The sequence below is a fragment of the uncultured Treponema sp. genome (assembly GCF_946187725.1).
Taxonomy (GTDB): domain Bacteria; phylum Spirochaetota; class Spirochaetia; order Treponematales; family Treponemataceae; genus Treponema_D.
The window spans coordinates 20,566-46,263 of record NZ_CAMHSK010000002.1; the positions used below are offsets into that span (position 1 = coordinate 20,566).

The window sequence follows — 25,698 nt, forward strand, 5'->3', positions numbered from 1 at the left end:
CAAAAGAGTATAATATGAAGAAAATTTCATTTTTTGCATTTATATCTACAATCTTTCTCATTTTGGCTTCATGCGGCACAACAGAAAATGTCTCTCAACCAAGCCAGGAACCTCAAATTAATCATTTCCCTGAAGAAACATCGGCAAAAATTCATGAAGAAGTCGCGAATGCTATCGCGGATGAAATGAATTCAGCAATGCCTGCACAGGAAAAGGAAAGCCCTGCTACACAAACAGTTGATGTAGAAACAGGTGCAGAAGACAATGCAGAAAATTCAGTTTCACCATTGAGCGAACCTGCTGAAGAAGTGCCGGCAGAAAATCAAACAACAGAAAAAACTGCAATAAGCGAAATTGGTGAATCATCAGAAAATAACGAAAGTGCCGTAGCTATCGAAACTGAAGAAGTTTCAGAAACAGAATCACAAAATAAAGAGATTTCAGAAGAAACAATTTCTGAAGAAGATTTTTCCGAAAAAGTCAGCGAAGAGGATTCAAATCTTACAAAAGAGCGCGAAGAAGCTCCAACTACAGATGAGCGGGGCAGAATCTCTGAGTATCAGATTTTTGAAGAACCAGAAGTATTAGTGCTTGATTTGCCGGAAAAAGAAACAGAAACAATTGAAACGGCAGAACCAGTTCAAACAGAAGAAAATCAGTCTGAAGAAAGTTTGGCCGTAAATGAGCCGGAATCCGAAACAATTGAACTGTCTGAAGCAACGCCTGTCGAATCTGCCGAAAAACCAGAACCTATTGCAAATACAAAACAGGATACAACTCCGGCAGAAAAAGCACCATCACAGAATTCAAAACAGGAAAACAAAGAAAAAGGTGAAGATACAGGTGATATTACACCTTCTCGGTCAGTTGCAGTCAAAATCAACCAGTATCTCGATGTAACATATCCTGGAAAAGGCTGGTCTTATATCGGTGAAACTGAGGGTGACAGTCTTTTCAATTATTTTGGCCGAAAATTGGGCTCTGCTAACACAACTTTTTCTCTAAGAGCAAAAAAAGCAGGCAACACAATCCTTCATTTTTACAAAGATGATTCTCTGACAGGAGAATACATTGACGATTATCTTGCTGTCACTGTCGAAACAAAGAAGAGCGCAGGGCGCGTAAAAGCGCCGTCTTATGCAGACATTGTTCCGGCAAAGCCCCAGCGAAGAATTGAACGAGCAAATGAAACAAATCCTCAAATTCAAACAGCAAAATCTGCTACAAAAGAAAATGAGCTTTCTTCAGAAACCGAAAAAAAACAGGCTGATGATAATAAGAAAAACACGATTACAGAAGCAACGGTTAAACCAACTGAAAATTCAAATGATTCTGTAAAGAAACAGACAGAGAAGGCTCCGCAGAAAAAAGAAATTTCAGAAAAAAAAGAAGCGCCTTCAGCTAAAGAAACTGCTGTCAGTTCAAACAACAAAGAATCTGTAAAACCACAGCCTTCAAAAAAAGAAGAAAATACAGCACATTCTGTAAATTCAGTTCCTCACATTGCACCAGAAAATGATGTAAAGACCGTCATTCAAACGACTGATACACCTGTTCCAGCGAAGCCTGCACTTCCGCCAAAAACGGTAAATGCACCTCCCCCTCAGATTTCTGCATCAGTAGAAAATTTCAGACAGGAGCAGGAATCAAATCCATCACAGGTCTACAATTACACGCCGACTTCTTCTGAAAGTTCACGCAGTTCAAAACGAGAGCCAGGAAACATTACATTCGAAGAAAACAGTCTGATTCAAAACGAACCTTTTATGTTCCATGAAGAACAAGATGTCAAAGTAGACGAATCGCTTTTGGAACAGGCCCTAAAGGATTTTGAAGCACAAAAGTATGAAATTGCACTGGATGAAGCAGAGCAATACTTTAATTCTGCCTCAACAAGACTTGACGAAGCGCTTTATCTTCTAGGACAAATTTGGGAAAGCGAAAGCGAAGTAAAAAATATTCGTTCAAGTGTTGATTCTTATGACACTTTGGTAAAACTCTATCCAGCAAGTAAATTCTGGAAAAAAGCAAAAAACCGCTCAATTTATCTGAAGCGTTTTTATATCGACATAAGATAATAATTAAAAAGGAGTTCACGACATGAAAAAAATAATCTCTTTAATCGCAAGCATGACTGCAATTTGTGCTCTTTCTTCTTGTACAATCCAGCAGGATAATTATTCAAAACGAACTGTCAGCGTATCAGGAACCGGTAGCGTAACTCTTGAAGCTGACACAGCAACAATCATTCTTTCTGTAATTACAAAAGGTGCAGATGTAGCAAAAACATCAGAAGACAATGCAAAAAAAATGACAGCCGTACAGGAAGCGATAACAAACGCTGGTATTTCAAAAGATTGTATTTCAACACAAAATTTTTCGGTCTATCAGGAAACACGCTATGACCAGAAAACAGGCCGCACAATTCCAGAGGATTACCGCGTTACCAATCAGATTAAAATTCTCGTAAAGAAAATTGATAAAGTCAGCGAGGTAATTGACCTTGCGCTTAAATCAGGTGCGAACCAGCTTTCTTCATTGAATTACGGCGTTACTGATACAGAACTTGCAAAAAAACAGGCAAGAAGCCTTGCAATTTCTCAGGCACATGAATCTGCTAATCTTCTGGCAGGAGCAAGCGGCTCTAAACTTGGAAAAGTTCTTTCGATTTCAGAACATGCGGATTATTCTTATCCAAAAATGAGGAAATTCAATGCAGCAATGGCTACAGCAGACCTTGCACTTGAAGAATCTGCTGTCTCTACACCGATTTCAGGTGGAAGTTCAACTGTAACAGTCAGTATCGATGCCGTCTATCAGTTACGATAAACAGCATAAAGAAAGTTTTTGAGGAAAGAGTTGAACTTTCCTCTTATTTTTGACTTTCAAGCTTAATTTCTGCCTCAGATTTTCTGAGATATACAGGGCCGTCGTAATCAGCGAGCGGCTCTTTTTTTTGCTCAATCATTTCTTCAGCGATTGAAAAAAGAGCTTCAGTAGGAAGAGGCTGAGCACTATAGACGACTAGATTCAAAGAGGCATCAATTTTTTTAAGCTCTTCAGCAAAAAGCCCTGCATCAGGCCCCGCCAGCAGAATTTTCTGATCCTTGGAAAGTTTTGAATAAACAAAGTCTGCTGTTGTATCAGCGGGTTCCATAATTTGGGTACCATGTTCATAAACAGCAGCAAAATACTGATCTTTTTTTGCATCAATTACACTGACTACCATTCCATCAAATTTGCAGAATGGATAAGCATAGACATCAAGCGTCGGAACGCCATAAACGGGCACATTAGCCGCAAGTTCAATTGCCTTCAATGCAGAAAAAGCAAGACGCAAACCTGTAAAAGTTCCCGGTCCAGCTGTAAGGGCTGTGTAGTCCAAATCAGAAGATTTTAGCTCGACCTGAGAAAGAACATAATCTATGGCTGGAAGCAGTTTTTGTGACTGTTTCTGCCCTAAATCAAGCGAAAGAGAAGCCTTAAATTCGTCATTTTTAGCAGCAATCGTCATACAACTTGCTGCAGCATCAATTACCAGTGATTTCATTTTAATTTATCTCACCATGAGGCCAATTTTCAAGCGTTATGTTACGCTCGTCCGTGCCCTCAATGGGTTCCAGTTTTAATATTATTGTTTTTTTGGGGAGCTCGCTCATGATTTTTTCACTCCATTCAATCAGCGAAACCCCATTTCCATAAATCAAATCTTCAACACCAAGATTTATGAAATCATCGCCACCTTCCAGACGATAAACATCCATATGATACAGAGGAAGCTTTCCTTCGTATTCAGAAATAAGACAGAAAGTTGGACTTGTGATTTCATCCTTTACGCCGAGAGATGATGCGATTCCCTTAGTGATTGTTGTTTTTCCGGCTGCAAGAGTTCCCTGTAAAGCAATGATGTCACCTTTTGTAAGGAGAGAGCCGATTTTTTTACCAAGTTCAATAGTTTCGTTTGCCGATGAAGTATGAAATGTCAGCCGCACGGAAGTTTACCTTCATTATCAAGAGTTAATATGTATGTTTTGAGGGCAGATTTCACAGGAATAAGAGGATAGTCAATATCATTACCCTGGTCAATATCCACATAGAGCATTTTATCGCCCAGCGGTCCAGTTTCAATTGTGAAAGAGATTTTGATGTCTAATGTTTTAGACAGCATCTGTAGCTTGGCATTTGCTGTGTAGTTGCGACGATAATAAATGTAATTATCATCCGTCACAATTTGATTTAGTTCCAAAACCTTCATTTTTATAAGTAACCTATAAACTACCTTCCATCAAACTATAATCTCAGCATACACGACAAAACTAATCATCGTATTTACAGACCATAGCCTGAATTCTATTGACGACTTTCACATCGATTTTGATAAATTTGATGTGAAGAATATAAATACCATCACTTCGCTTTGTGGTACGAACAATGGTGCCAATTGCATGATCATTATCTTTCATATTGAACTGGCCTTCTATGAAAATATTCTGCTCCGCCTTGATTGGCAATGTAGCAATGAGCCTGCATCCACCTGCGGAAATATCTTCAAGAACACCATCGTGTGCCTTTTCTGAAGGAATATATGAAATTTTCTCTTTTTTACCGGAACCTTCCACAACCGTTTTAACAGAATGAAATTTGCATGAAAGATTAAGTTCCGCACGCTCCTGTTCACGCTTCTGCAGCGCTGAAACTTTATCAGAATGCACGACAACAATCTGGTTTTCATTTTCTTTGCCAATCTGATACCGGACAACTCTTGTTTCAATATTATACGGCGTGCCATCTTCCATCTCAAATATGAAATTCACTTTTTCGAGCTGCTTTGGAAGTTCTTCCTGTTTAAGCACCGGCGGCAAATTGAGAATCATTGCGTCTGGATTATTTTCTACAAGAGTAAGTTTATGATGGAATCCCTTGGCAACAGTATATGTGAAAATTGTTCCTGCTGAAATATTTTTGGAATTCTTAATAAGTCCCTGCTGACAGAATACTTTGAAAAGTTTGCGCCTCATCGCAAAAAGATATGTTTTTCCGATTTCATCCTGATTTTTATCGAATACACGGAACTGAGCCTTCAGGCACTCTTGAATAGACTGATAATCACGAACGAGATATTTGATGTTTGGAGTTCGATACATCTTGCACATTTGAGCCAAGACTTCTTTTTCTTCTTTTGTGAGAGAACAAAGTGCAGCAATTTCATTAATATCTTTAAGCGAAGTTGGCCGATTTTTCTTTTTTTCTATATATGCAGGAGAACGGACATAATTCGTAGCCAGTTTTGAGATTACGAATATAACAGTAATAATAAAAATTATTAGTAAAAGTATGAGAATAACCGAAAAAATGTTCACATCGAGGCGAGCCTGAAGCGGCGAGCCGGTCTGCAGAGGAAACATCTTACAGCTCCTTAATTGTCTGAGTTATGGCTTGCAGTCTTGGACTCAGCTCATATTCAGCCAAATCCCCCATAAGCACAGTGTCCTTTGTAACAATTGCCTGTTCAAAATCACTGAGAATTTGAGAAAATTCCTGAAAAAACTCATTGACGCCCTTTCCGTCTATCTTAAGTTTTTCGTAAACTGAAGGAAAAAGTGCGGAAAGAGTTGTCGTATGACAAAATTTCTCAATAAAATCAGCAAATTTTGCAATTAAGCCTGTCGCTTCCTGATCTTTTCCGCTCTGAAGTTTTACGGGCAACTCAAGCAATTCATTTGAAAGAATCTCACAGTCCTTAATCTGCCTGTTAAAGGAATCGATTATTTCTGACTGAGAGACAATGATAAGCTCCAGTTTAGTGTCGTCTTCGAGAGGTTCGTTAAAAATTGAATCGAATTCATCTGCACCGATATTTTTACCATTAAGGGTGATATTTACTGTTGTCGCATTGTTTTTTGCACATTCAGTCTCAAAAGCCTTCAATACATCACCGACAGTTTTTTCATCTTCGAGAACGATATCAAGTTTTTCATTATTGACATAAAATTCCATAAAAATTCCTTTAAAGACAGGCTCATTGCAGTCTTATAATTATAACACGATATTTTTTTGTTGTCGAGTTTTATTCGCAGAGTATCTGCAGCAGATTTCAAACAAGCCGGATTTTCTACTGTGATTTACCGCCATTAGCAAAATTTGAAATTGTATTCGACTGAGCATTCAGATTGTTCAAAGTTCCTTCCATTTGGCCATATTTACTTCGGAGTTTTGCTTCTTTTGAAGAAATTTGAGTTTCAAGCCGCCGGATATTGGCCTCTGACGCTTTGATTTTTGTATCAATTCCATTATTTTTACTGGCAATGATTCCACCGGACTGAACCCAGCTTGTAAGCTGCCTGTCTATTGAATATCCGATTCCAGAATCGATGACCAGGTCCCCGTCCGAATCATAACCAAAAAGATTCTTGATTTCGTCCATCTTTTCATCAAGGGCAGAATCAAGTTTTTTCTCGTCAATCTCAAGATACCCACGCATCTGGCTTGCAACATATCCACCCGTACTTCCAGAAGCCCGGCTTGATATTCCGATTTGATTCAGCATGGTGAGTGTAGCGGTATCGGACCAACGGTAACTGGCCGTCACAGCAGCCCTTAAAGATGCCTTTCCGTTTGTAAGCGAGAAATCATTCTGGAACATTCCAAGTTTCTTTTCAGCTTCTTCTTTTTCGGAATCAGAAAGATAGTCAAGCTCAGAAATGATTTCAGGTTTGTTTTCGCTTAAAATCGTCATTTCTGCAAGCACCTGATTATACCGACCGACAAATTCAATAAGAGCATCCTTTGCGGCCTCTTTGTCATTCGTGATGTCTATAGTTGCAGTCTCTTTTGTAGGCTGATGAACATTCAAAGTGACATGAGGAACAACATCATCTATTTTGTTTGAAGGACGAGTTATCGTGATTCCCTCGTATTTTATGACTGCATCGCCAGCCTGAGAAATCGGATTTATTGGAGCATAACCAAGATTCTTTTTTTCATCGTAAGTCGAAAATTCTGAGATGTAAAGCTGAGTACCTGTATTTCGGTTACGCACGACAATGCTTTCCATGTCGGGATATTGTTTTAATGAAAGAGAAACAGTTTTTTCACCGGTTTCGCTGTCAAGTTTGAGTGCCGCCGTATCAATTTTGACTTCGCTTCCGTCCTTATTATGAACATAAAAATCTTCATAGCCAACGATTGGCACAAGAGGTTCAAGCGGAACAGGAGGAAGGTCAGTTTCACTCTGCTCGTTCTGCACAGTTACAGTCTCAAAAGTGGCAATTCCTGCATCAGGAAGTTCCGGTCTAGTCGAGCGTTTGATATTCAATTCCTCAGTCAAATCTTCGACTTCCTGAGTTGAGTACCTGAATTCAAACATCTCGCTTGGAATTGTAAGGAATTCTTCAGGAACATAAATTGTGAAACCGCTTCGAGGAGGAACGACTAATTTTTCATTTTCCTCATCGTATTCAACGAAAGTTTTTGTGAGAGGCGGCATACCATCCTGCTCTACTTCTGGAATTTTGGGATTAGAAAGAGTTGCTTCATCAACAGGTTTATCCAGTTCCGATAAATCCATACCGAAAGTCGTAACATCTTTTTTGCTTTTTTCTACGATTTTATTTTCAAGCGCATAGGCAAGCGCGTCATCTTTCAAAACAAGACAGTTGTCATCGCCAGTTTTAAGCGATTCCAACAACAGAGAAGATTTTCCATTGCTCACTCCGACAAGTGAGGCTTTTATTGTATTTGCACCTCGTTTATTGAGGGAATTTACGAATTCAGTGAGCTTTCCGCCCTTATAGTTGAAAGTTATTTTTTTGTCGCCAACCTCGAATGTATAGACACCTTTTGGAACTTTTGAATTTTTATCAACTTCACCAGACAAAAAACGGTCAGAGGTGGCTTCTTTTATGACATCGATTTTAATTGAGCCAGCTTCGGCTTCACGACCAGCATCGGCAGTTATTGCCCGCTCGTCAGATGATGAGGCGATTTTATTATTAAAAGGATTTTCAAAGGAATATAAAGTTTTTGTGCTGTCACGCAATGCCGACATTTTTTGATTCATGCCGCGCCATGCGCCCTGCTGCTCTTTGTACCTGTCAAGCGATTCCTGCTCACGAGTGAGAGGAATACGCTCTTTTTTCATCAGTGCATCAATATAATCGTTGGTTTTATATTTATCACTGACTCCAGGTATTGAAATTTCAGCCATAGTAATATCCCCTCAGATTACAGAAAACCAAAATTAATCAAGTAGATTTGCAAAACGTAAGATTTGCACCGATGACGAAATATTAAATCATCTCGTCAAACAGAAGACCGATGGTCTTTCTGATTCTGATTTTCAGTTTCTGCAAGTCCGCAGACGGAATCTCCTTGATGACTTTATCCGTTGCTGGATCAACGATAGACACAACAACCTGATTAAGCTCCTGATTGACGCTGAACAGGACTTTACGCCCCATCACGACATCTGACAGGCGCTGAAGCTGTTTTGCATCTTCCTTGACCTGGGCAAGATTATTTGTAATGTTTTGTACCACTTGAGCAGCATCTGCCATAGGTATTTCCGCAACTTTTACATTTGCGGACTGTTTTACAGCTGAAGTTGCTCCGGAGTTATACGCGAAGTGGCCATCCATTGCCAAATTCTGCCCGACTGAATTAACTGTATTCATGGGCTGTTCCTCCTGAAATAAAGAGAGAAAGGGGCGCACCTTTCCCTCTTACGCTTGTGCCTTACGAAAAGACAACATCCAGAAGTCTCTTTTTACCGTATGCACCGGCGATTTTTTTGCTATGACCTAGCGGAGCAATGCCAATACATTCTGTGACTGGCTGTTTGCCTGTGCAAGCATAGCGGTACCAGACTGTGTAAGAATCTGGTTCTTTGTGTATTCAACCATTTCATTAGCCATATCTGTATCACGGATGCGTGATTCAGCAGCCTGAAGGTTTTCGGCAGCAACATTGATACCATTTGCAGCCATTTCAAAGCGGTTCTGATAAGCGCCAAGATCTGCTCGCTGCTTAGATACGTTTTTAAGAGCATCATCAACAGTAGCGATGACCATGTTTGCCTGATCAGGAGAGTCGATTTTAATTCCCTCTTCTGTTCCCTGTGCGCCTTTGAGACCGAGTGACTGAGCGGTCATTGTGCCGATATATACACGTTCGTTCTGGTCAACATTAGCTCCAATCTGGAACTGCATGATGCGGTCTGAATTCTGAGCGAAAGAACCCGTGAGCATATTCATTCCGTTGAACTGTGCCTGTGAAGCAATTCTGTCAACTTCTGATACAAGCTGTGAAACTTCTACCTGAATCTGCATTCGGTCTTCGTCAGAATAGATACCGTTAGCTGACTGTACTGCAAGTTCGCGGATTCTCTGAAGGATATCAGTTGTTTCTGAGAGATAGCCTTCTGTAGACTGAATGAATGAAACACCATTCTGAATGTTTCGGTTAGCCTGATTGAGACCACGAATCTGGCTGCGCATCTTTTCAGATACTGCCATTCCTGAAGCATCATCGCCAGCTTTGTTGATACGCTGACCTGAGCTGAGTTTCTCGATGTTACCCATCAATTGTTCGTTTGAAACGCCCAATGTACGGTTAGCATACAAAGAACTCATGTTGTGATTAATTACCATATTTTAGTCCTCCATGATAAAAAGCAGACAGATACAACATCATGTTGCATGTCCCAATCTGTGCAGGCTGCCTCCGGTTTTTGCGCCCCCGAAAGTGATTTAGACCTAGTACAGCGGGAATTGATATTGAGAAAAATCAATATCAGCTTACGCTGTCACAGAAAGCATAGAGAACTCTTTTCAAAGAACTGTTGGCGTGTCTAAATGCACGCCTGAATGGTCATAAAAGAACAAAAGAAAATCACGATTCTTCTGTTCCTGCTGATTACATTGTAACGGGATGTTTGATGAAAATAAAGAGGTAAAGCAATAAACATCACACATTTTTTGAAAGATACAAGAAACATACTGAATCTCATATCTTCCAAAAAAACATTATAATGCACTATCGAAGCAAAGACAAGACATTCTGTGACTGATTGTTTGCCTGTGCAAGCATTGCAGTACCAGCCTGCTGAAGAACCTGGTTCTTTGTGAAATCAACCATTCGCTGAGCCATATCGGTGTCGCGAATGCGTGATTCAGAAGCCTGGAGATTTTCAGAAGCGATGTCGAGTCCTCGTACAGCGTACTCCATTCGGTTCTGATAACCGCCGAGGTCAGCGCGCTGTTTGTTAATTTTTTTGAGAGCTTCATCGAGAGTGCCGATTGCAGTGTTTGCGAGCTCAGGAGTATCAATTTTCATGACTTCCTCAGTTGCAATTGCACGAACGCCGAGAGCAGCAGCTGTCATAGTTCCGATGAAAACCTGCATACGCTGATCCATGTTAGCTCCGATATGGAACCACATTGAAGCAGTAATAGCATTCTCACTGTTGAGCTGTGCAAAACGACCTGTGAGCATGTTCATGCCGTTGAACTGTGCCTGTGAAGCAATTCGATCAACTTCGGCAACAAGCTGAGATACCTCAACCTGAATCTGCATTCGGTCTTCATCAGAATAGATTCCGTTTGATGACTGAACAGAAAGCTCGCGGAGTCGCTGCAAGATGTCAGTAGTTTCCTGCAAGTAACCTTCTGTTACCTGAATGAAGCTGATGCCATTTGAAGCGTTCTGAGAAGCCTGATTGAGACCACGAATCTGGCTGCGCATCTTTTCAGATACTGCAAGACCTGAAGCATCGTCTCCTGCTACGTTGATTTTTTCTCCTGAAGAGAGTTTCTCCATGTCTTTTGAAAGACTAAGACCTGTTACGCCGAGATTGCGGTTGGCGAACATTGCGGACATGTTGTGGTTAATGACCATAGTTTTTTCCTCCGTGGAAATGTTTTTCAAGCCAAAATCCTTTTTAGCCTGTTTGAAAAAGGAAACTTCAGTATTACAAGGCTACATCCGTCTCCTTTTTCGTGACATGTTTGCCAGAATTCTTCTACGAAGCTGTTCTGAACATAACTTGTCCTTTTTAGTATCGGCAATGATTATTAATAACTTTAGAGAAATTTTCGATTTTTTTTTATTTTTTTTCGATTTTTTTTAATTGAAAACAGATTTCGTTGTAACTTCGATACAGTGGCTTTAAAAACAACAAGGCAGTGCCAACATAAGAGTCAGCACTGCCCTGCCACTTTCAAGAGTTTTAGCAATTTTTAGGCATTTGCCAAAGTTTTGAGTTCCTCGAGCATTCTAGGCAAGCCTTCGCCCATCGTCTCATCGGTGAACTGGCAGGTGCCTACTTTTTCGTGACCGCCGCCACCATATTTGAGCATGAGACTTCCTACATTCACCTTGCTCGTTTTGTTCAATATGCTGTAGCCCACGGCAGCAGAGCAGCCCGCCCCGCCCCGGCCGCTTACAATCCATGCGCTGATGTTCTGTTCAGGATACATGCTGTAAATCATGAAGCGGTTTCCGGTGTAAATCGGATCCACACCGCGCAAATCGCTCACAATCAGGTTACCGTGCACCTCGGTGTGAGCCTTTACCATCTCCTTGAATTTCTCTGTCTGCTCCTTGTAGACTTCGATGCGCTCCTGAACATCGGAAAGTGCCAGAATTTCATCGGTGCTCATGTCGCGGCAACAGTGCATCAGTTTTTCCATGAGCGCGTAATTCGGAATCGTGAACTGGCGCCATCGCCCTAAACCAGTGCGCGGATCCATCAGAAAACCGACTAAAATCCACCCCTGCGGGTTCTGGATTTCATCAATCGTAAGGTTGCCGGAATCAACTTTGTCAACGGCAATCATAATGTCGTCATAGTTGGGGAAGCGTTCTTTTCCGCCGTAATATTCGTAGATAATGCGTGCACAGCTCGGCGTAATGCGGCTCTCCCCCTTATACTGTCCGGCAAGCGCCAGACGCTCATGCTCGCTTGAATGGTGGTCGAACCAAAGGCCACAACCTTTTACATAGGGTACATTTGCAAGGCAGTCGTTCTCGTCAATAGGAACCAGGCCGTCCTGCAAATCCTTAGGATGCGCGAACTTCCAATGGTCAACGACACCAACATCCAAAAGGAGCGCACCGCAGACCAAACCATCAAAATCAGAACGGGTAACTAATCTCATTGCCATAAAATAACCTCAAAATTATTTTAGCACGGGTTTACACGGAACGCAAAGAAAAAAAGAGGATATACAGAGTTAGCGTAGGGAGTGCCTAATTATGACAAAAGATTTGCAAGAGCATCCAAAGCAGTGCTTCCGAGAGCTGCTTCCCTGTTCTGCCGCTGAATGTCATCGTAAACTTCCTGGCGGAACACTTTTACGGTTTTTGGGGCATCAACACCGATTTTAACCTGATCTCCGGAAATTCCGATTATCTGGATTGAGATGTCATTACCAATCTTTATTTTTTCATCAACTTTTCTTGACAATATCAGCATTATTTTGCCCCCTTTGCTTTCAGGGCCTTGATGATATTGTATTTAGTAGTCCATTTCGTATCAGCCAGAATAACTTGAAGTGCAAGATTGTTCTTTTTATTAACAACAACCGGTCCCTGAAGGTTTGCCGTGACAGGTCCGCCGTCAGCAGGCACTGTTACAATTGACCAGACGATTACATCCGAGCTTGAAACAACATCGATTTCTGAGAGTGTCTTGTCATCAACATCAAGCTCGTAATGCTCAGCAATGATGAAAGGGTCAACGATAAGGAAAGCTAGGCCTGGCTCATCCAGAGACTGCATCCAGTAAAACGGCTTATATTCCGACTCTATCAAAGCGTATTTATGAAAATCTTCAAATCCAAGAACACCATTCGGAAAATCAATGATATCTTTCTCATCGACCGAAACAGTTCCCATTGTCTTAGTCTTAACTTCCATGATTTTTCTCCATGACATTTTTGACGCGGATGGACACAGATTCACGCTGATAATTTTATATCTGTGCGTATCTGCGTTTATCCGCGTCTATTTTTTTTATCTCATATAATTCAAAAGGGTTGACGAATACATTTTTCCGGCTGTTGAGAGCGTGGCGTTCTGAGTGTATTCGAGCATTTTTTCGTCCGTTATTGCTTTTGTAAGGTCAAGGTCCCCTTCCCTGCTGATTTGGCCCGTAACATTCAATGCTACGGCAGAATTTCGTGTCATATCATTCTGAAGCCGCTCATACTCGCTGCCTGATTTTGCAACACGAGTTACAAGCGTATTGATTCCAGAATCAAGACTTGCAAGGACACGGCCACCGATTTCTTCATTATCACCTGCAAACATTGCATCACGAAGCGCGATGACTGTATCAAAAAGAGAACCGCCTGTTACACGGACAGAATCTCCGATATTATACGGAGGGCGCTGACTTGAATCCTTGATGATTCCAAGCTCATTCAATGCAGAACCAGAAACATCTTCAAGCCAAAGCTGTCTTGCATCCGTCGTCGAAAGATTTAAACCATGAGTAACCGGGTCAAGGGAAGCCTTTACGGCAGCACCACTCGAATTGATTTTTGCCATCAGGGAATATACATTATCACCAGATTCAACATTGATTTTCTGTCCGTCCACAGAAATCACTGAATCCTGCTGAGCCTGCCATTCACGAGAATCGCGGCCACCGAAAAGTCTCTGAGGTTCCGCCCAGAAAATTCGGTTTCCGGCACTCTCAACCGTGATGTATTTGTTCTCATCAACTTCGACTTTATTCTGGTCAATCGAGCCGTTATAGTGCACTGCTGAAATCAAAGGAACGGTAGAACCTTCAATCGCACCCATATCGACATCAAAAGCACGGATATTTGTATTTGTTCCGGCAAAAAGAGAATTTCCGTCCGGAGCAACAGCATTTGCATTCTGGAGGAGTTCACCGAGAAGCTCATTCACTTCGACAGCCATATTGCGCATATCATCTTTCGTGTAGATTCCGTTTGAACCTGTAACGGCAAGCTCGCGCACCCGCTGCATGATTTCAAGAGAATTGGTCATGTAGCCCTCACGATAAAGATACTGGTCGCTCAGGATACTTGCGTTTTTCTCAAACTTTTCAACGCGATTTTTATAAGACTGATATTTTACAAGATGACCAGCAGCGATTGGATCATCGCGCAATGAAGAAATGCGTGACTGAGTTCCAATCTGCTTGTCAATCTTTGCCCGTCGTACTTCCTGTCGGCGGAGATTGTACTGCGTCTGGTTATTATTCAGCTGTGAACTGATTCTTGTCGGCATTTTTTAATCCTCCATGATTTTTTTTATGCTTTATACACCCAAGCGGTTAATTACCGTGTCGAGCATCTGATCGATTACAGAAACGAATTTTGCGGCGGCATTGTATCCGTGCTGGAATTTAATGATTTCCGCAAGTTCTTCATCAATGTTTACGCCACTGATTGAATCACGAAGATTTCTCAAATCATCCATGATTGCGTTCTGGCTCATCATATTCATCTCTGCCTGCTCTGCTTTCAATCCTACATTCGTAACAGAATTTGCAAAGTAGTCATCGAAAGTACGGTCTTTTCCAATCATTACGCTCGTGTTGCGGATTGAAGCAATCTCAACGGCAGCGCGGGCATCGCCAATCATCGATATGCCCTGACTTGTCGGATAAGCGGCAGCTACGCTCAAAACATCGCTTTTAATCGCATCATTTACAGCCATGTAGCCGGCTGGATTCAAAACAGGTGCTACGGCAAAATCACCACGGAGGGCATTTACTGCATCAGCCTGTGCGAAATCATAAGCATTTTCTGCACCGCTTCCATTAAGAACTCCGGCATATCCTGTGAGGAACATTCCAGAATCCTCGACATGACGGATTACGAAATCAGGATTTTCGATTGAGTTTGAAGTGCTTGCCTTCAAAACAAGCCGGTTGTCACGGTCAAGATAAGCCTTTACTTCACCATCAGAATCATTGATTCTTGCGACAACTTCTTCGATTGTATCTGTCGCATGATAAGGAACAGAAATATTGCCATCCTTTCCAGAGAAAGTCATTGTGCCTTCAAGACCGACTTTTTCCTGCGGATTGAGGGAATTTGTACCCGTGAATCTGAAAATATATGAATGGTCATCAACACCGTCACCATTTCGGTCATAATTTCCGTTTGTGCTTGTTACAAATGGATGCTGAACGAAGAAATCAAGGCCAGTGACATTGTTCATGCCGATTCCGTTTCGGTGAACATCATTTACCAAATCAGCAAAGTTCATTGTAACAGTGTTCAACTTCTGAACTTCACTGCGGACATCAACATCACGAAGTTCAATCAATGCGCCCAAAGTACCGCCTGAAACCTGAACAGTGTTCTTTGTATCAGACCACATCACCCTGCTGTAGCCATTGTTGTCTGTCATCGGCTCAACTTCAAAGCTGCGCGCAATATGTCCCTGAACGAGGATGTTTCCTTCAAGGTGAACCATGAATTCATCATCGTCGCGGATGTCAGTTGTGATGTTTGCAAGACCAGAAAGTTTTTCAACGAGCAAATCACGGCGGTCAAGCAAATCATTAGGATTATCACCCATTGCCTTTACCTTGACGATTTCTTCGTTGAGACCTGCAATCTGTTTTGTAATTGAGTTAATCTGTTTTACGGTAGCTTCAATGTCACCGTTAATCAAAGTTCCGATTCCGCTCAAAGATGAGTATCGCTGCTGAATGCTTTCGGCAAGGCTTTCACCGCGAGTAACAACAGCCTGTCGGGCAGCCTGGCTTTCAGGATAAATAGAAAGATCCCGCCATGCATCCCAGTACATATCCATATTGGTTCGTACTGAAACTTCATCAGGCTCATTGTAGACCTGTTCAATCATCGTGTAATATTTTTCGCGTGTAGTCCAGTAAGTTTCCTGATTAGACTGAGCGACAATTCTCTGATCCAAAAGCTCGTCGCGGAGACGGTTAATGCTTTCAACAGATGAGCCCTGTCCAATCTGTCCGGGGCGCTCTTCGCGTGTCAAATCAGGTCTGTGAAGAGGATCAAAAGTCTTAACCTGAACACGCTGGCGTGAATATCCCTCAGTATCGGCATTAGAAATGTTGTGACCAGCCGTATTAATCTGAGTCGAGTGAGCCATGAGGCTTCGTTTTCCAATTTCAATCGCTGCGAAAGAATTTGCCATATATTCCCCCTAAAATACTTTCTTATATCATCTGGTTGAGCACTACACTGCTCAGCTCTGGTTTTACAATCTGACCTTTGTTTGAATACAGAACATTCCTTCTCTGAGGAACGACCGAATCAAACACCCCTTGCAGGAATTTTCGCGTAGTGGAAATGTATTCGTTCAGAACCTTGTTCTCCACCTTCGATTTCTGCAATTTTCCCCTAACTTCGCTTAATACAGGAGAAATTTCATCATCACGAGCCATGTCAACATTCTCGCTGAGCCTGACGCGTTTTTCTTCAAGCTCAACAAACTTATCGCTCAGGCTCTGAAGATTCTCAATATTTCGATTGAGTGCATCCCAGTCCTTGTCCCGAACGCAATTATGAAGGAGTGTCTGCTGCTCAAGGATTTTGTCCAGAAGCGCATTTTCCTCCTGCATCACGGAAACGAGGTTCTCTTTATGAGCGATAATTTCAGCTTCCCCGGTCTGCTCTATTTTTTCTTCAGCCATTGAATTTTCCCAAATAGAAATGACGAATCGCCAAATCTTAGATTTATTCCTTTTGATTATCGGAATCTGAAAAAAATTGATTAGAACTTTTACCACAAATACTTGCCGATATCTGCCGATATTCTGTATCTTTTATGCAGGAGTTCCCATGTCAAAATTTCTTCATGTTCTTGCTATAACAGGTATTGCAATTCTTGCGCTTATTTCAGTAGTCACGCTGACCGCATTCGTATTCCTCAAAGTCTGGAAGCCGTTCGGCGGGAAGGCAAGCAAGGCTGACCGTAAAAATTATGCAGAAAGAGCCGCCAATTTCGACGGCAAAAAATTTCACAACGAGAGCGATTTTCAAACACTTTCCCTTAATAAAAATTCCGAGCCAGACCCGCTTACCTTTTCAAAAAACACTCCTCGCCCGGATTTCGAATTTCCGCTCAAAAAACCTGATTTCCTTGAAAATCCAGAAGAAATCCCTGAGCCTGATAAAATCCGCGTGACCTGGTTCGGACACTCAAGCCTTCTTTTACAAATGCACGGCCTTAACATTCTGATTGATCCGGTTTTCTCAGAGATGATTTCCCCTGTCTCATGGGTCGGAAGCCGCCGTTTTACAAAAGTGCCGGTCACAGTTTCAGAACTTCCAGAAATTGACATACTTTTGCTTTCGCACGACCATTACGATCATCTTGATTACAATGTAATCCGCGAAATCGACGGAAAAGTGAAGCATTATGTCGTTCCGCTCGGCGTCGAAAATCATCTGAAACGCTGGAAAGTCAAAGCCGAAAAAATCACGAACATGGCCTGGTGGGAAGAAACAGAAATCTCAGGGCTGAAAATCGCATGTACGCCCGCACAACATTTTTCGGGCCGTCATATCACCGACAACATGACAACTTTATGGGCAAGCTGGGTATTCAAAGACGAATTCCATCAGATTTTTGAAAGCGGAGATTCAGGATTCGGTCCGCACTGGCAGAAAATTCACGAAAAATACGGGGATTTTGATTTTGCAATTATGGAATGCGGTCAGTACGATGTTCAGTGGCCGCTCGTCCATTCATTCCCGGAACAGTCAGTCGAAGCTGCAAAAATTCTCGGTGCAAAGGTCGCCATGCCGGTTCACTGGGGAGCAATCATCCTTTCAAGGCACGGATGGGATGATTCAGTCGAACGATTTTTACTCGCCGCCGATAAGGAAGGAATTACGGTCATCACGCCATATATCGGTCAGACAGCAAGACTTGAAACGCCTCTGCTTTTTACAGAGCGCTGGTGGAGACGAAACGCGATTTCCCTTTTGAGATAAGCATTGTCCATTTTTATAGAAGCAAATGCACAGAAAATAAAAAAATGTTATAATCCATGGCAATAGAGGTAAAATATGAGTTTTAAGGATTCAAAAGTTGTAATCGTTGGTGCTGGAAATGTCGGTGCGACTACAGCATACAGCATTCTGAATCAGGGAATCTGCGAGGAAGTTGTCCTGATTGATGTGAACAAAGAAAAAGCTGTCGCCGAAGCGATGGACATGCAGCATTCAATCTATTTTATGAATCGTAACATGTCGATTAAGGCAGGGGATTATTCTGACTGCCGTGATGCTGATGTTGTCGTAATCACTGCCAGTGCGCCAATGCCCAAGGATTCTACGAACCGCCTTGAAATGCTCGCGCCAAGCATGAAAATCATTAAGGATATTGTTGAAAACATCATGGCGAACGGATTTGACGGCGTTTTTGTCGTGATTTCAAATCCTGTGGATATCATGGCGTATTATGTCTGGAAACTTTCACACCTGCCCAAAAACAGAATTATCGGAAGCGGAACAACCCTTGATACAGCACGCCTTTGTTGCGAACTTTCAAAAATGTACAATCTCGATGCAAAAAGCGTAGAAGCCTTTGTAATGGCGGAACACGGAGACAGCGAGATGGTTTCATGGACAAGCGCGACAATCGGCGGTAAAAACCTTTCTGATGTCTTTGCCGACAATGCAGACCGAACAAAAGACATCACAAGGGATGAACTGCTTAAACGCACAAAACAGGCCGGCTGGGACATTTTCAGCCGAAAAGGCAACACTTGTTACGGAATCGCTTCAAGCGCAACGGCAATCATCAAGTCAATTCTTTTCAATGAAAACCGCATTCTTCCCGTGAGCGTTGGATTGAACGGCGAATACGGCTTGAACGATATCTTTATCAGTGTTCCGACAATCATCAACAAGAACGGAGCAAAAGAAATTGTAGAAATCAAACTCGCCGATGACGAGCAGCAGTTACTTCTGAAATCTGCCGAACTCGTTCAGGGCGTTTATCGGGAACTTCAGATTTAGTAAATCGCTGGGATTTCACCCAAGAGCTACATCAAGAACCATCATCAGTGCAAATCCAAGCGCAAAACCAATCGTGCAGATGTCAGTCTTTTCTTCACGGCTTGCTTCAGGCAAAAGTTCCTCAACGACGACATAAACCATGGCACCGGCTGCAAAAGCAAGAAGATAAGGCAAAAACGGCAAAATCAGCGAAGTGAGCAAAATCGTGACTATGGCCGCAACAGGCTCCACAGCCCCGGAAAGCGTGCCATAGCAGAACGATTTGAGCTTGCTGTTTCCTTCCGAACGAAGCGGCATAGAGATAATCGCACCTTCTGGGAAATTCTGAATGGCGATTCCGAGAGAAAGGGCAACCGCATCAGCTGAAGAAATTGTTCCTCCGTTCAAAAAACTTGCAAAAACCACACCGACAGCCATTCCCTCAGGAATATTATGCAGCGTAACGGCAAAAACAAGCATCATCGTACGGCTGATTTTGTTTACTCCAGCTTTTGGACCTTCCGGCATTTTTGCCATCGCGTGCAGGTGCGGAGTGATTTTGTCGAGCAGGAACAAAAAAGCCACGCCGAGTGAAAATCCCGCCAATGCAGGCAAAAATGCAAGCCGCCCCATCTGCTCGGACATATCCATCGCCGGAATGAGAAGCGACCAGACAGACGCCGCAATCATTACGCCAGCCGCAAATCCGAGCAGAGCACGCTGAATGCTGTCGTTCATTTCACGCTTCATAAAAAACACGCAGCCTGAACCTAGCATAGTTCCCAAAAATGGAATCAAAAGACCTGAAATTGTGATATTCATATAGAAGATTATAGCATAGTTTTCACATTCTTGAATAAATCAGCGAATTCTAAAAACTGAATTTGCATCTTACATACCCCGTGCTCAAATCCTTGTATGCGCCGTACTGACCGTCACGCTCTGGCCCCGGAATAAAAACATAAGCCCCGCCAGAAAGATTTATCTGATCCGAAAGGCTGTAAGTTACATCAGGCTCTATGAAGCTGTCAAAATCATTCAAGCCGACAACTCCGCTGAAACTTAATTCAAGCGTATCCGACAAAAGTTTTTTTGACACGCTCAAAGTCGCTCCCTGCTGCAAGGCTTTTTCGCGCTCAAGATTTTCAAGTTCTCCCAAAACGTAATCGCAGTAATACTGGGCGGTAAAAGTCCAGCCATCTCTCATCCAGTCAAGACCTGCAAGGGCAAAAAGTTCGTTGCGCTGAAGGGAACTTTCAATTGAAGCGGAAGAAAGTTTTTCAGCAGAAAGCATTTTTTCTTCTATAATAATTCCGCTAGATTTTTGAAAATGTCGCTTCGGGAAGAATGCGGCTTCCATGCGAAGAACAGTTTCTTTTATTGGAACCGCAGCGTCTATTCCGAACATGGCCATGCGCTTGTATTCGCCAGTCACATTCACGCCCTCAGAAGACATTGTGTAATCCAAAAAAGGCATATCGTCCCACCCGTAAAATCCGTAGAACGAAAAATCCAGCACAGAAAAATATCCCGAAAGCTTCAAGCCACCCTCGCCATTCGACAATTTTGATTCAGGTTTTTCAAATTTTGCATCCGAAAGTTTTGCCGGTGTAAAAAATGGAATCCAGTATGCGTCAGCCGTAAACTGATTTCCATTTACAGAAAAACGAAGAGCGTCTATGGCAAGTTTTTCATTTGTCGTCATAACAGCAAGGCTCGAAAGATCTTTCGGGCAAATCACGTTTGTTATGTCGATTCCGTCAGCCTTTCCCCAGGCAGTTTTTTGCCGTCCGATTCTCATTCCCCAAAAGTCCGCAGTATAGTCCATCCAGCATTCGGAAAGCGAAAAATCCTCAGAATCTTCAATTGAGTCATATTTAGCAGAACCTTCAACAAGAGCAGAACTGTTTCCGAAATAAGAATCAATTTTCCCGGTGAATGAAGTTTCACCCAAATTCATGCGGCCTCTTGCCGTATTGCGGTCTGTCCAGGGCAAACCTGCTCCCCAAAGAGTTTCAACATTTCCGGAAAAGCGGATATTTTCTTCGGCAAACAAACTTAGCGAAAATGCAAGTGTCAAAAAGAAGCAAAATTTTTTCATCTGATTCGGCCTTTCTCAAGTGCGGCTACAGTAAGCATCGAGTCGTCAATGTCACCGCCGTCGTAAACAATGTTTGCAGTCTCAAAAAGTGACCATGTGCCGCTCTGAACATTTTCCATTTTCATTCTCTGAGCTGTCGTAAAGCCTTTGATTGTCGTAAAGTTTGTGCAGGTCAGAACGCGGTGAAGCTGATTCTGGCGGTCAAAAAGCTCACATTTTCTGAGGATGAAATCAGATTTTGCGATGTAAGAAATATATCGCGGGTCTTTTTCAGTTTTATCTTTTGCAACGCACTCAACCTTGTAACATTCAGTTCCGTCCACGCTTTCTTCGCCCAAAAGCTTGTAATCGTAGTCGTTAAGATTTCTGTCTCCCATGTCGCGGTAAGTAAAATCCGTTCCCATAAAACTTCCGTCACTTTCTGAGCCGCTTGAAGCAATTCGGCGAGTCTTTTTCATCGCCGGCATATAAAGCCAGTTGTCAGAATCTTTTTTGTTGCCCTTTGAATCTTCTTCGTACTCAAACATCAGGTAGCCGGTTCCCGAAACATCTTTTGGCGTCACAAAGACGATGACTTCTTTTTTGACATCTCCGTAATCCTTGCTTTTCATTATGACTTCGCGCTTTCTGTCCGAACCTTTTTTCGTGTGAATCGTGAGAGTTGCAGTTGAAGATGATGTTACAGGCTCAGGAACTTCATCTGCCTTTTTCATAATCTCGTAGCCCGTGAGCGACTGGGCAAAAAGTCCTGCTCCCATCAAAAATGCTGAAAGTGTAAAAATTGTCTTTTTCATGTTATTTTGTCTCCCTACCAAAAGGTCGTGTAATATAAAGCAACACCGGTGTAATCGTGTAGTCCGCGATCAGTGCGCTTCCAAGACCGACTACTGAAAGCCAGCCGATATTTACCAGAACATTCATCGTGCTTGTAAGGAAAATCGCGAACATGGCGCAGAGAATTATCGTCGTCATAATCATCGTTTTTCCAATCTCGCGGTATGAATTTTCTATTGCGCTTCTGTAATTTCCGGTAAGCTCGAAATGATATTTGATGTGATTCGTAAAATGAATCGTGTCGTCAACGGCAATTCCCAAAATCATCGGCATAATCATCGCGGTAATCATATCCAGGTTTACGCTTGCGTAGCCCATGATTCCGCCAATCAGCGCAATCGGCACAATATTCGGAATCATTGCGATAAATCCGGTTCTAATCGATGTGAATGCAAGTACAAGCAGAACCAGAATTATAATCAGCGAAGTTCCAATCGATTTGATTGAGCCGCGGACAAGTTTTCCGTTCATCTGCGCATACTGAACGACTTCACCAACGACTCCTGCATTTTCTGCATCCGGGAAAAGCTCTGCGACCCATTTTTTGACTTCCGCAAGATTCCTTACGATTTCTTCTCCGTCGTAACCGGCAAGTTCAACCTTCAGATATGCCGCGCGGAAATCATTGCTGATGTAATCATACAAATCCGTTCCACCAGAAATTTCATAAAGGAACATAATCTGCGTTACTAAATCCTGATTATCCGGAATGATGTAGGAAGCCGGGTCATCCTCGTTCAAAGTTCTGTTCATTTCCTTAATGATTTTAGTAACCGAAGAAACTCGCGGCTTTCCGTTGGAAACTTTTGTCTGGCTCAGTTTTCCGATTCGCTCCGCAAGAATGTCCATTTTTTTGAGAACCTCAGGATTTTTAATCGCGTCCTCATCAGAATATTCAATCAGAACCTCGTAATCGTACTGGCTTCCAAGCTGGCTCCTTGTGATTTCCAAAAGACGCTTGATATAAGGTGTGCGCTCGCCCATCATGTCAGAGTAGTTCATGTTCACTTTGATTTTGAAAATCCCCGGTATCACAAGAGCGGAAACAAGAACCGTAAGAATCACGGTAATCCATTTTTTGTTGAGGATTGATTTTCCCATCGCTTCAACACGCAAATCCGATTTCGTCGCACCTTCTGCATTCACAAAGTCCGCTTCAGGAGATTTATCTTTTCCAAAACTGTAGAGAACCGGAAGAAGAATTATTATGTAGGCAAAAACTGCAAAGACCGTAGCGGCTGTAATCCCGCCAACCCAGCGCATCGGCTTAATTCCTGCAGAAAGGAAGGAAAGCATTCCCGCCATAGTCGTGATTACTGTAAAGAACAAAGCCCAGCCTGAATCGCGCACGCCCATTACGATTGATTCCTTGCGTTTTCCAGTCTTGCGGAAGTACATTTTAAAGCTGTTGATATAGTGAACCGAATATCCGACCGCAAGTGCCATCGAAAGAAGCACGGTAATCATAATCATTGAGTTGTTTCCCTTTATTCCCATCCAGCCGGAAAAACCAAGCGTTGTAGTAAGCGCACCGACTGTTGAAATCGAAGGAACTACAATTCCGCGGAGAGAACGGATAAAAATTATCAGGCAGACAAGCATTACCAGAAAACCCAGCAAAATGCGTGTAACAAGCTGCTTCATTGTCGCCTCTTCTTCCTCAAACTCGGTGTAGCTCATGCCCGCTGGGCGGATTTCCCATTTGTCAGATTTATACTTGGGGTCGTTGAAAATCTTCATGGCAGGCGGCGCAATTTTTACCATTGCTTCTGTCAGGTTTTCTGAATATTGCTCAAGATTTACGATAAGCCAGGTTTCGGTCGCATCAGCACTGACAAGCGTGTTCACAAGCGATTCGCGGCTCAGAATAAAGGCCTTCTTTTGTGCAAGTTCTTCTGCGTCCTCTGGCACACCATCTTTAAATGGACTTGTGACTTCAAAGCCATCTTCCGTACCAATCGGAATCGAAAGTTCCATGAGCGAAGTAATGCTTCCGGCATAAGGAACATTCTGTAAAAGCTCGTCTCCAAGCTGGTCAATCATCGCAAGGACTTCCGGGGCAAAAACATCGTCCGCCTTGATGTGAGCCAAAAGGCTATCCGTCGAGCCGAAAATGTCTTCAAAGTGATCCTGATTGCGCTTTGTGGTTTCCCAGTCGTCAAACCAGTCTTCTTCACCATTGTCAAGTTTAAGACGGCTAAGTCCCATGCTTCCGACAATCGTAACGACAATCAGGCTGATAAGAAAAGCCCAGCGATGCTTCACTTCAAACCGCCCGAACTTTTCAAACCAGTCGTTAATCTTTTTTACTTTCATAAAACACTCCGTAATATAACAGTGTTATATATTAATCGACAAAAACGGCTGCCTATGAGCGCAAGCATTTCACAGGACAGCCGCTTATAAAATATCTACATTATTTCAGTTTTTTGTAGCCGTAAACAGCTGTGTCGCCAAGCTCTTCTTCGATTCGGATGAGCTGGTTGTATTTTGCCATGCGGTCTGTGCGGCTCATTGAACCTGTCTTAATCTGGCCTGAGTTTGTCGCAACTGCGATGTCGGCAATTGTTGTGTCCTCGGTTTCGCCTGAGCGGTGGCTTGTGACTGTTGTGTAGCCGTGGCGGTGTGCCATTTCGATTGCTTCAAGAGTCTCTGTGAGCGAGCCAATCTGATTTACTTTGATGAGGATTGCGTTTCCGGCTCCCATTTTGATTCCTTTTTCGAGGAATTTAACATTTGTTACAAAAAGGTCGTCGCCAACGAGCTGACATCTTCCGCCGATTCGTTCTGTGAGCTTTTTCCAGCCTTCCCAGTCGTTTTCATCAAGTCCGTCTTCGATTGAATCAATCGGGTATTTTGTAATCAGTTCTTCAAGGTAAGCAATCTGCTCGTCGTCTGAGAGGCACTTTCCGTTCGGGTCTTTTGGAGTTCCGTTTGAAAGCTGTTTGTAGTTGTAGAAGAATTTTCCGTCTTTTTCTACGCTGAATTCAGAAGCGGCACAGTCCATTGCGATTTTTACATCCTCGCCAGGTTTGTAGCCTGCATCTTTGATTGCCTGAACGATTGAATCGAGCGCATCATTGATTCCGTCGAATTTTGGAGCGAATCCGCCTTCATCGCCTACAGCAGTTGAAAGTCCGCGACCTTTGAGTAATTTTGCGAGTGCATGGAAAACTTCTGCTCCCATTCTGATTGCTTCTTTTTCTGATTTTGCGCCAACCGGACGAATCATGAATTCCTGGAACGCAATCGGAGCGTCTGAGTGAGCACCGCCGTTGATGATGTTCATCATTGGAACAGGAAGAACATGTGCGTTTGCGCCGCCGATGTAGCGGTAGAGAGGAATGTTAAGGGCTTTTGCGGCTGCCTGAGCTGTTGCAAGTGAAACACCGAGAATTGCGTTTGCGCCGAGTTTTGATTTTGTCGGAGTACCATCGAGGGCGAGCATCTTCATGTCGATTGCGCGCTGCTCAAAAACGTTCTCGCCTTTGAGGGCCGGTGCGATGATTTTGTTTACGTTTTCAACGGCTTTAAGAACGCCCTTTCCGCCGTATCGTTTTTTGTCTCCGTCGCGAAGTTCGAGGGCTTCGTTTTCGCCGGTTGAAGCTCCAGAAGGAACTGCGGCACGACCAAGAACGCCGTTTTCGAGAATTACATCTACTTCAACAGTAGGATTTCCGCGAGAGTCGATGATTTCACGACCAATTACATTGCTGATTGCAAGTTTATTCAACATTTTTAACCTCCAAAAACTCCGCGTTAGCGGCGTTGCACGGATGCAACGAATATGTG

24 protein-coding genes are annotated in these 25,698 nt (G+C 42.8%); 4 read left to right on the forward strand and 20 right to left on the reverse strand.

Annotated elements, in window-relative coordinates; all coding sequences use genetic code 11:
* Positions 1–14 precede the first annotated feature (14 nt).
* Both Q0Q74_RS01100 and Q0Q74_RS01105 read left to right on the forward strand, forming a co-directional pair.
* Complete coding sequence (locus Q0Q74_RS01100) at positions 15–2,078, forward strand: hypothetical protein (RefSeq protein WP_294427695.1); 2,064 nt, start codon at positions 15–17, stop codon at positions 2,076–2,078.
* Positions 2,079–2,100: 22 nt separating this feature from the next.
* On the forward strand, positions 2,101–2,829 hold the full coding sequence (locus tag Q0Q74_RS01105; protein ID WP_294427698.1) for an SIMPL domain-containing protein: 729 nt from the start codon (positions 2,101–2,103) through the stop codon (positions 2,827–2,829).
* Positions 2,830–2,872: 43 nt separating this feature from the next.
* On the opposite strand, the gene tsaB is transcribed toward Q0Q74_RS01105, so the two are convergent.
* The 15 genes from tsaB to Q0Q74_RS01180 all read right to left on the reverse strand — a co-directional run bounded on the left by tsaB (position 2,873) and on the right by Q0Q74_RS01180 (position 16,657).
* Complete coding sequence (gene tsaB / locus Q0Q74_RS01110; RefSeq protein ID WP_294427700.1) at positions 2,873–3,550, reverse strand: tRNA (adenosine(37)-N6)-threonylcarbamoyltransferase complex dimerization subunit type 1 TsaB; 678 nt, start codon at positions 3,548–3,550, stop codon at positions 2,873–2,875.
* 1 nt (position 3,551) lies between these two features.
* On the reverse strand, positions 3,552–3,986 hold the full coding sequence (tsaE, locus tag Q0Q74_RS01115) for a tRNA (adenosine(37)-N6)-threonylcarbamoyltransferase complex ATPase subunit type 1 TsaE (protein WP_294427977.1): 435 nt from the start codon (positions 3,984–3,986) through the stop codon (positions 3,552–3,554).
* Positions 3,983–4,228, reverse strand: coding sequence for a hypothetical protein (locus Q0Q74_RS01120; RefSeq protein WP_294427702.1), 246 nt, complete (start codon positions 4,226–4,228; stop codon positions 3,983–3,985). The genes tsaE and Q0Q74_RS01120 overlap by 4 nt, the downstream gene beginning before the upstream one ends.
* A gap of 88 nt (positions 4,229–4,316) precedes the next feature.
* Positions 4,317–5,405: a PilZ domain-containing protein gene (locus Q0Q74_RS01125; RefSeq protein WP_294427704.1), complete on the reverse strand. Its 1,089-nt coding sequence runs from the start codon at positions 5,403–5,405 to the stop codon at positions 4,317–4,319.
* 1 nt (position 5,406) lies between these two features.
* Entirely contained in the window at positions 5,407–5,997 is a 591-nt protein-coding gene (locus Q0Q74_RS01130) for a hypothetical protein (protein WP_294427705.1), read from the reverse strand.
* A gap of 115 nt (positions 5,998–6,112) precedes the next feature.
* Positions 6,113–8,206 carry a flagellar filament capping protein FliD gene (fliD, locus tag Q0Q74_RS01135; protein WP_294427707.1) on the reverse strand — a complete coding sequence of 698 codons (2,094 nt, stop codon included), beginning with the start codon at positions 8,204–8,206 and terminating at the stop codon, positions 6,113–6,115.
* An 82-nt stretch (positions 8,207–8,288) separates the two neighbouring features.
* Positions 8,289–8,672: a flagellar protein FlaG gene (locus Q0Q74_RS01140; protein ID WP_294427709.1), complete on the reverse strand. Its 384-nt coding sequence runs from the start codon at positions 8,670–8,672 to the stop codon at positions 8,289–8,291.
* Between the two features lie 126 nt (positions 8,673–8,798).
* Complete coding sequence (locus tag Q0Q74_RS01145; RefSeq protein WP_294427710.1) at positions 8,799–9,647, reverse strand: flagellin; 849 nt, start codon at positions 9,645–9,647, stop codon at positions 8,799–8,801.
* A gap of 385 nt (positions 9,648–10,032) precedes the next feature.
* Positions 10,033–10,893: a flagellin gene (locus tag Q0Q74_RS01150; protein ID WP_294427712.1), complete on the reverse strand. Its 861-nt coding sequence runs from the start codon at positions 10,891–10,893 to the stop codon at positions 10,033–10,035.
* Positions 10,894–11,234: 341 nt separating this feature from the next.
* Positions 11,235–12,161: an exopolyphosphatase gene (locus Q0Q74_RS01155; protein ID WP_294427713.1), complete on the reverse strand. Its 927-nt coding sequence runs from the start codon at positions 12,159–12,161 to the stop codon at positions 11,235–11,237.
* A gap of 89 nt (positions 12,162–12,250) precedes the next feature.
* Positions 12,251–12,472 carry a carbon storage regulator CsrA gene (gene csrA, locus Q0Q74_RS01160; RefSeq protein WP_294427714.1) on the reverse strand — a complete coding sequence of 74 codons (222 nt, stop codon included), beginning with the start codon at positions 12,470–12,472 and terminating at the stop codon, positions 12,251–12,253.
* Positions 12,472–12,915: a flagellar assembly protein FliW gene (gene fliW, locus Q0Q74_RS01165; protein WP_294427716.1), complete on the reverse strand. Its 444-nt coding sequence runs from the start codon at positions 12,913–12,915 to the stop codon at positions 12,472–12,474. The genes csrA and fliW overlap by 1 nt, the downstream gene beginning before the upstream one ends.
* Positions 12,916–13,011: 96 nt before the next feature.
* A complete protein-coding gene (locus tag Q0Q74_RS01170) occupies positions 13,012–14,259 on the reverse strand; it encodes a flagellar hook-associated protein 3 (protein WP_294427718.1) in 1,248 nt (415 codons plus the stop codon).
* A 30-nt stretch (positions 14,260–14,289) separates the two neighbouring features.
* On the reverse strand, positions 14,290–16,158 hold the full coding sequence (gene flgK / locus Q0Q74_RS01175) for a flagellar hook-associated protein FlgK (protein ID WP_294427720.1): 1,869 nt from the start codon (positions 16,156–16,158) through the stop codon (positions 14,290–14,292).
* A 22-nt stretch (positions 16,159–16,180) separates the two neighbouring features.
* Positions 16,181–16,657: a hypothetical protein gene (locus tag Q0Q74_RS01180; protein WP_294427722.1), complete on the reverse strand. Its 477-nt coding sequence runs from the start codon at positions 16,655–16,657 to the stop codon at positions 16,181–16,183.
* Positions 16,658–16,805: 148 nt separating this feature from the next.
* On the opposite strand from Q0Q74_RS01180, the gene Q0Q74_RS01185 reads away from it, so the two are divergent.
* A complete protein-coding gene (locus tag Q0Q74_RS01185; RefSeq protein WP_294427724.1) occupies positions 16,806–17,963 on the forward strand; it encodes an MBL fold metallo-hydrolase in 1,158 nt (385 codons plus the stop codon).
* Positions 17,964–18,038: 75 nt separating this feature from the next.
* Positions 18,039–18,992: an L-lactate dehydrogenase gene (locus tag Q0Q74_RS01190; protein WP_294427726.1), complete on the forward strand. Its 954-nt coding sequence runs from the start codon at positions 18,039–18,041 to the stop codon at positions 18,990–18,992.
* Positions 18,993–19,007: 15 nt separating this feature from the next.
* On the opposite strand, the gene Q0Q74_RS01195 is transcribed toward Q0Q74_RS01190, so the two are convergent.
* The 5 genes from Q0Q74_RS01195 to eno form a co-directional block, all read right to left on the reverse strand.
* Positions 19,008–19,793, reverse strand: coding sequence for a ZIP family metal transporter (locus Q0Q74_RS01195; RefSeq protein WP_294427728.1), 786 nt, complete (start codon positions 19,791–19,793; stop codon positions 19,008–19,010).
* Positions 19,794–19,842: 49 nt separating this feature from the next.
* The gene (locus Q0Q74_RS01200; protein ID WP_294427730.1) at positions 19,843–21,072 is read right to left on the reverse strand and encodes a DUF1302 family protein; all 1,230 of its coding nucleotides are present in this window, start codon (positions 21,070–21,072) and stop codon (positions 19,843–19,845) included.
* Positions 21,069–21,866: an outer membrane lipoprotein-sorting protein gene (locus Q0Q74_RS01205; RefSeq protein ID WP_294427732.1), complete on the reverse strand. Its 798-nt coding sequence runs from the start codon at positions 21,864–21,866 to the stop codon at positions 21,069–21,071. The genes Q0Q74_RS01200 and Q0Q74_RS01205 overlap by 4 nt, the downstream gene beginning before the upstream one ends.
* Before the next feature lies 1 nt (position 21,867).
* A complete protein-coding gene (locus tag Q0Q74_RS01210; RefSeq protein WP_294427735.1) occupies positions 21,868–24,222 on the reverse strand; it encodes an MMPL family transporter in 2,355 nt (784 codons plus the stop codon).
* Positions 24,223–24,322: 100 nt separating this feature from the next.
* Positions 24,323–25,642 (reverse strand): phosphopyruvate hydratase, encoded by a 1,320-nt coding sequence (eno, locus tag Q0Q74_RS01215; RefSeq protein ID WP_294427736.1) that lies wholly within the window; start codon positions 25,640–25,642, stop codon positions 24,323–24,325.
* Between the last annotated feature and the right edge of the window lie 56 nt (positions 25,643–25,698).

What these genes read in the sequence shown, in the direction of transcription:
- Q0Q74_RS01100 (WP_294427695.1), top strand. Translation starts at nt 15, where the DNA reads ATGAAGAAAATTTCATTTTTTGCATTTATATCTACAATCTTTCTCATT.
- Q0Q74_RS01105 (WP_294427698.1), top strand. Translation starts at nt 2,101, where the DNA reads ATGAAAAAAATAATCTCTTTAATCGCAAGCATGACTGCAATTTGTGCT.
- tsaB (WP_294427700.1), bottom strand. Translation starts at nt 3,550, where the DNA reads ATGAAATCACTGGTAATTGATGCTGCAGCAAGTTGTATGACGATTGCT.
- Q0Q74_RS01125 (WP_294427704.1), bottom strand. Translation starts at nt 5,405, where the DNA reads ATGTTTCCTCTGCAGACCGGCTCGCCGCTTCAGGCTCGCCTCGATGTG.
- Q0Q74_RS01130 (WP_294427705.1), bottom strand. Translation starts at nt 5,997, where the DNA reads ATGGAATTTTATGTCAATAATGAAAAACTTGATATCGTTCTCGAAGAT.
- fliD (WP_294427707.1), bottom strand. Translation starts at nt 8,206, where the DNA reads ATGGCTGAAATTTCAATACCTGGAGTCAGTGATAAATATAAAACCAAC.
- Q0Q74_RS01140 (WP_294427709.1), bottom strand. Translation starts at nt 8,672, where the DNA reads ATGAATACAGTTAATTCAGTCGGGCAGAATTTGGCAATGGATGGCCAC.
- Q0Q74_RS01145 (WP_294427710.1), bottom strand. Translation starts at nt 9,647, where the DNA reads ATGGTAATTAATCACAACATGAGTTCTTTGTATGCTAACCGTACATTG.
- Q0Q74_RS01150 (WP_294427712.1), bottom strand. Translation starts at nt 10,893, where the DNA reads ATGGTCATTAACCACAACATGTCCGCAATGTTCGCCAACCGCAATCTC.
- Q0Q74_RS01155 (WP_294427713.1), bottom strand. Translation starts at nt 12,161, where the DNA reads ATGGCAATGAGATTAGTTACCCGTTCTGATTTTGATGGTTTGGTCTGC.
- csrA (WP_294427714.1), bottom strand. Translation starts at nt 12,472, where the DNA reads ATGCTGATATTGTCAAGAAAAGTTGATGAAAAAATAAAGATTGGTAAT.
- fliW (WP_294427716.1), bottom strand. Translation starts at nt 12,915, where the DNA reads ATGGAAGTTAAGACTAAGACAATGGGAACTGTTTCGGTCGATGAGAAA.
- Q0Q74_RS01170 (WP_294427718.1), bottom strand. Translation starts at nt 14,259, where the DNA reads ATGCCGACAAGAATCAGTTCACAGCTGAATAATAACCAGACGCAGTAC.
- flgK (WP_294427720.1), bottom strand. Translation starts at nt 16,158, where the DNA reads ATGGCAAATTCTTTCGCAGCGATTGAAATTGGAAAACGAAGCCTCATG.
- Q0Q74_RS01180 (WP_294427722.1), bottom strand. Translation starts at nt 16,657, where the DNA reads ATGGCTGAAGAAAAAATAGAGCAGACCGGGGAAGCTGAAATTATCGCT.
- Q0Q74_RS01185 (WP_294427724.1), top strand. Translation starts at nt 16,806, where the DNA reads ATGTCAAAATTTCTTCATGTTCTTGCTATAACAGGTATTGCAATTCTT.
- Q0Q74_RS01190 (WP_294427726.1), top strand. Translation starts at nt 18,039, where the DNA reads ATGAGTTTTAAGGATTCAAAAGTTGTAATCGTTGGTGCTGGAAATGTC.
- Q0Q74_RS01195 (WP_294427728.1), bottom strand. Translation starts at nt 19,793, where the DNA reads ATGAATATCACAATTTCAGGTCTTTTGATTCCATTTTTGGGAACTATG.
- Q0Q74_RS01200 (WP_294427730.1), bottom strand. Translation starts at nt 21,072, where the DNA reads ATGAAAAAATTTTGCTTCTTTTTGACACTTGCATTTTCGCTAAGTTTG.
- Q0Q74_RS01205 (WP_294427732.1), bottom strand. Translation starts at nt 21,866, where the DNA reads ATGAAAAAGACAATTTTTACACTTTCAGCATTTTTGATGGGAGCAGGA.
- Q0Q74_RS01210 (WP_294427735.1), bottom strand. Translation starts at nt 24,222, where the DNA reads ATGAAAGTAAAAAAGATTAACGACTGGTTTGAAAAGTTCGGGCGGTTT.
- eno (WP_294427736.1), bottom strand. Translation starts at nt 25,642, where the DNA reads ATGTTGAATAAACTTGCAATCAGCAATGTAATTGGTCGTGAAATCATC.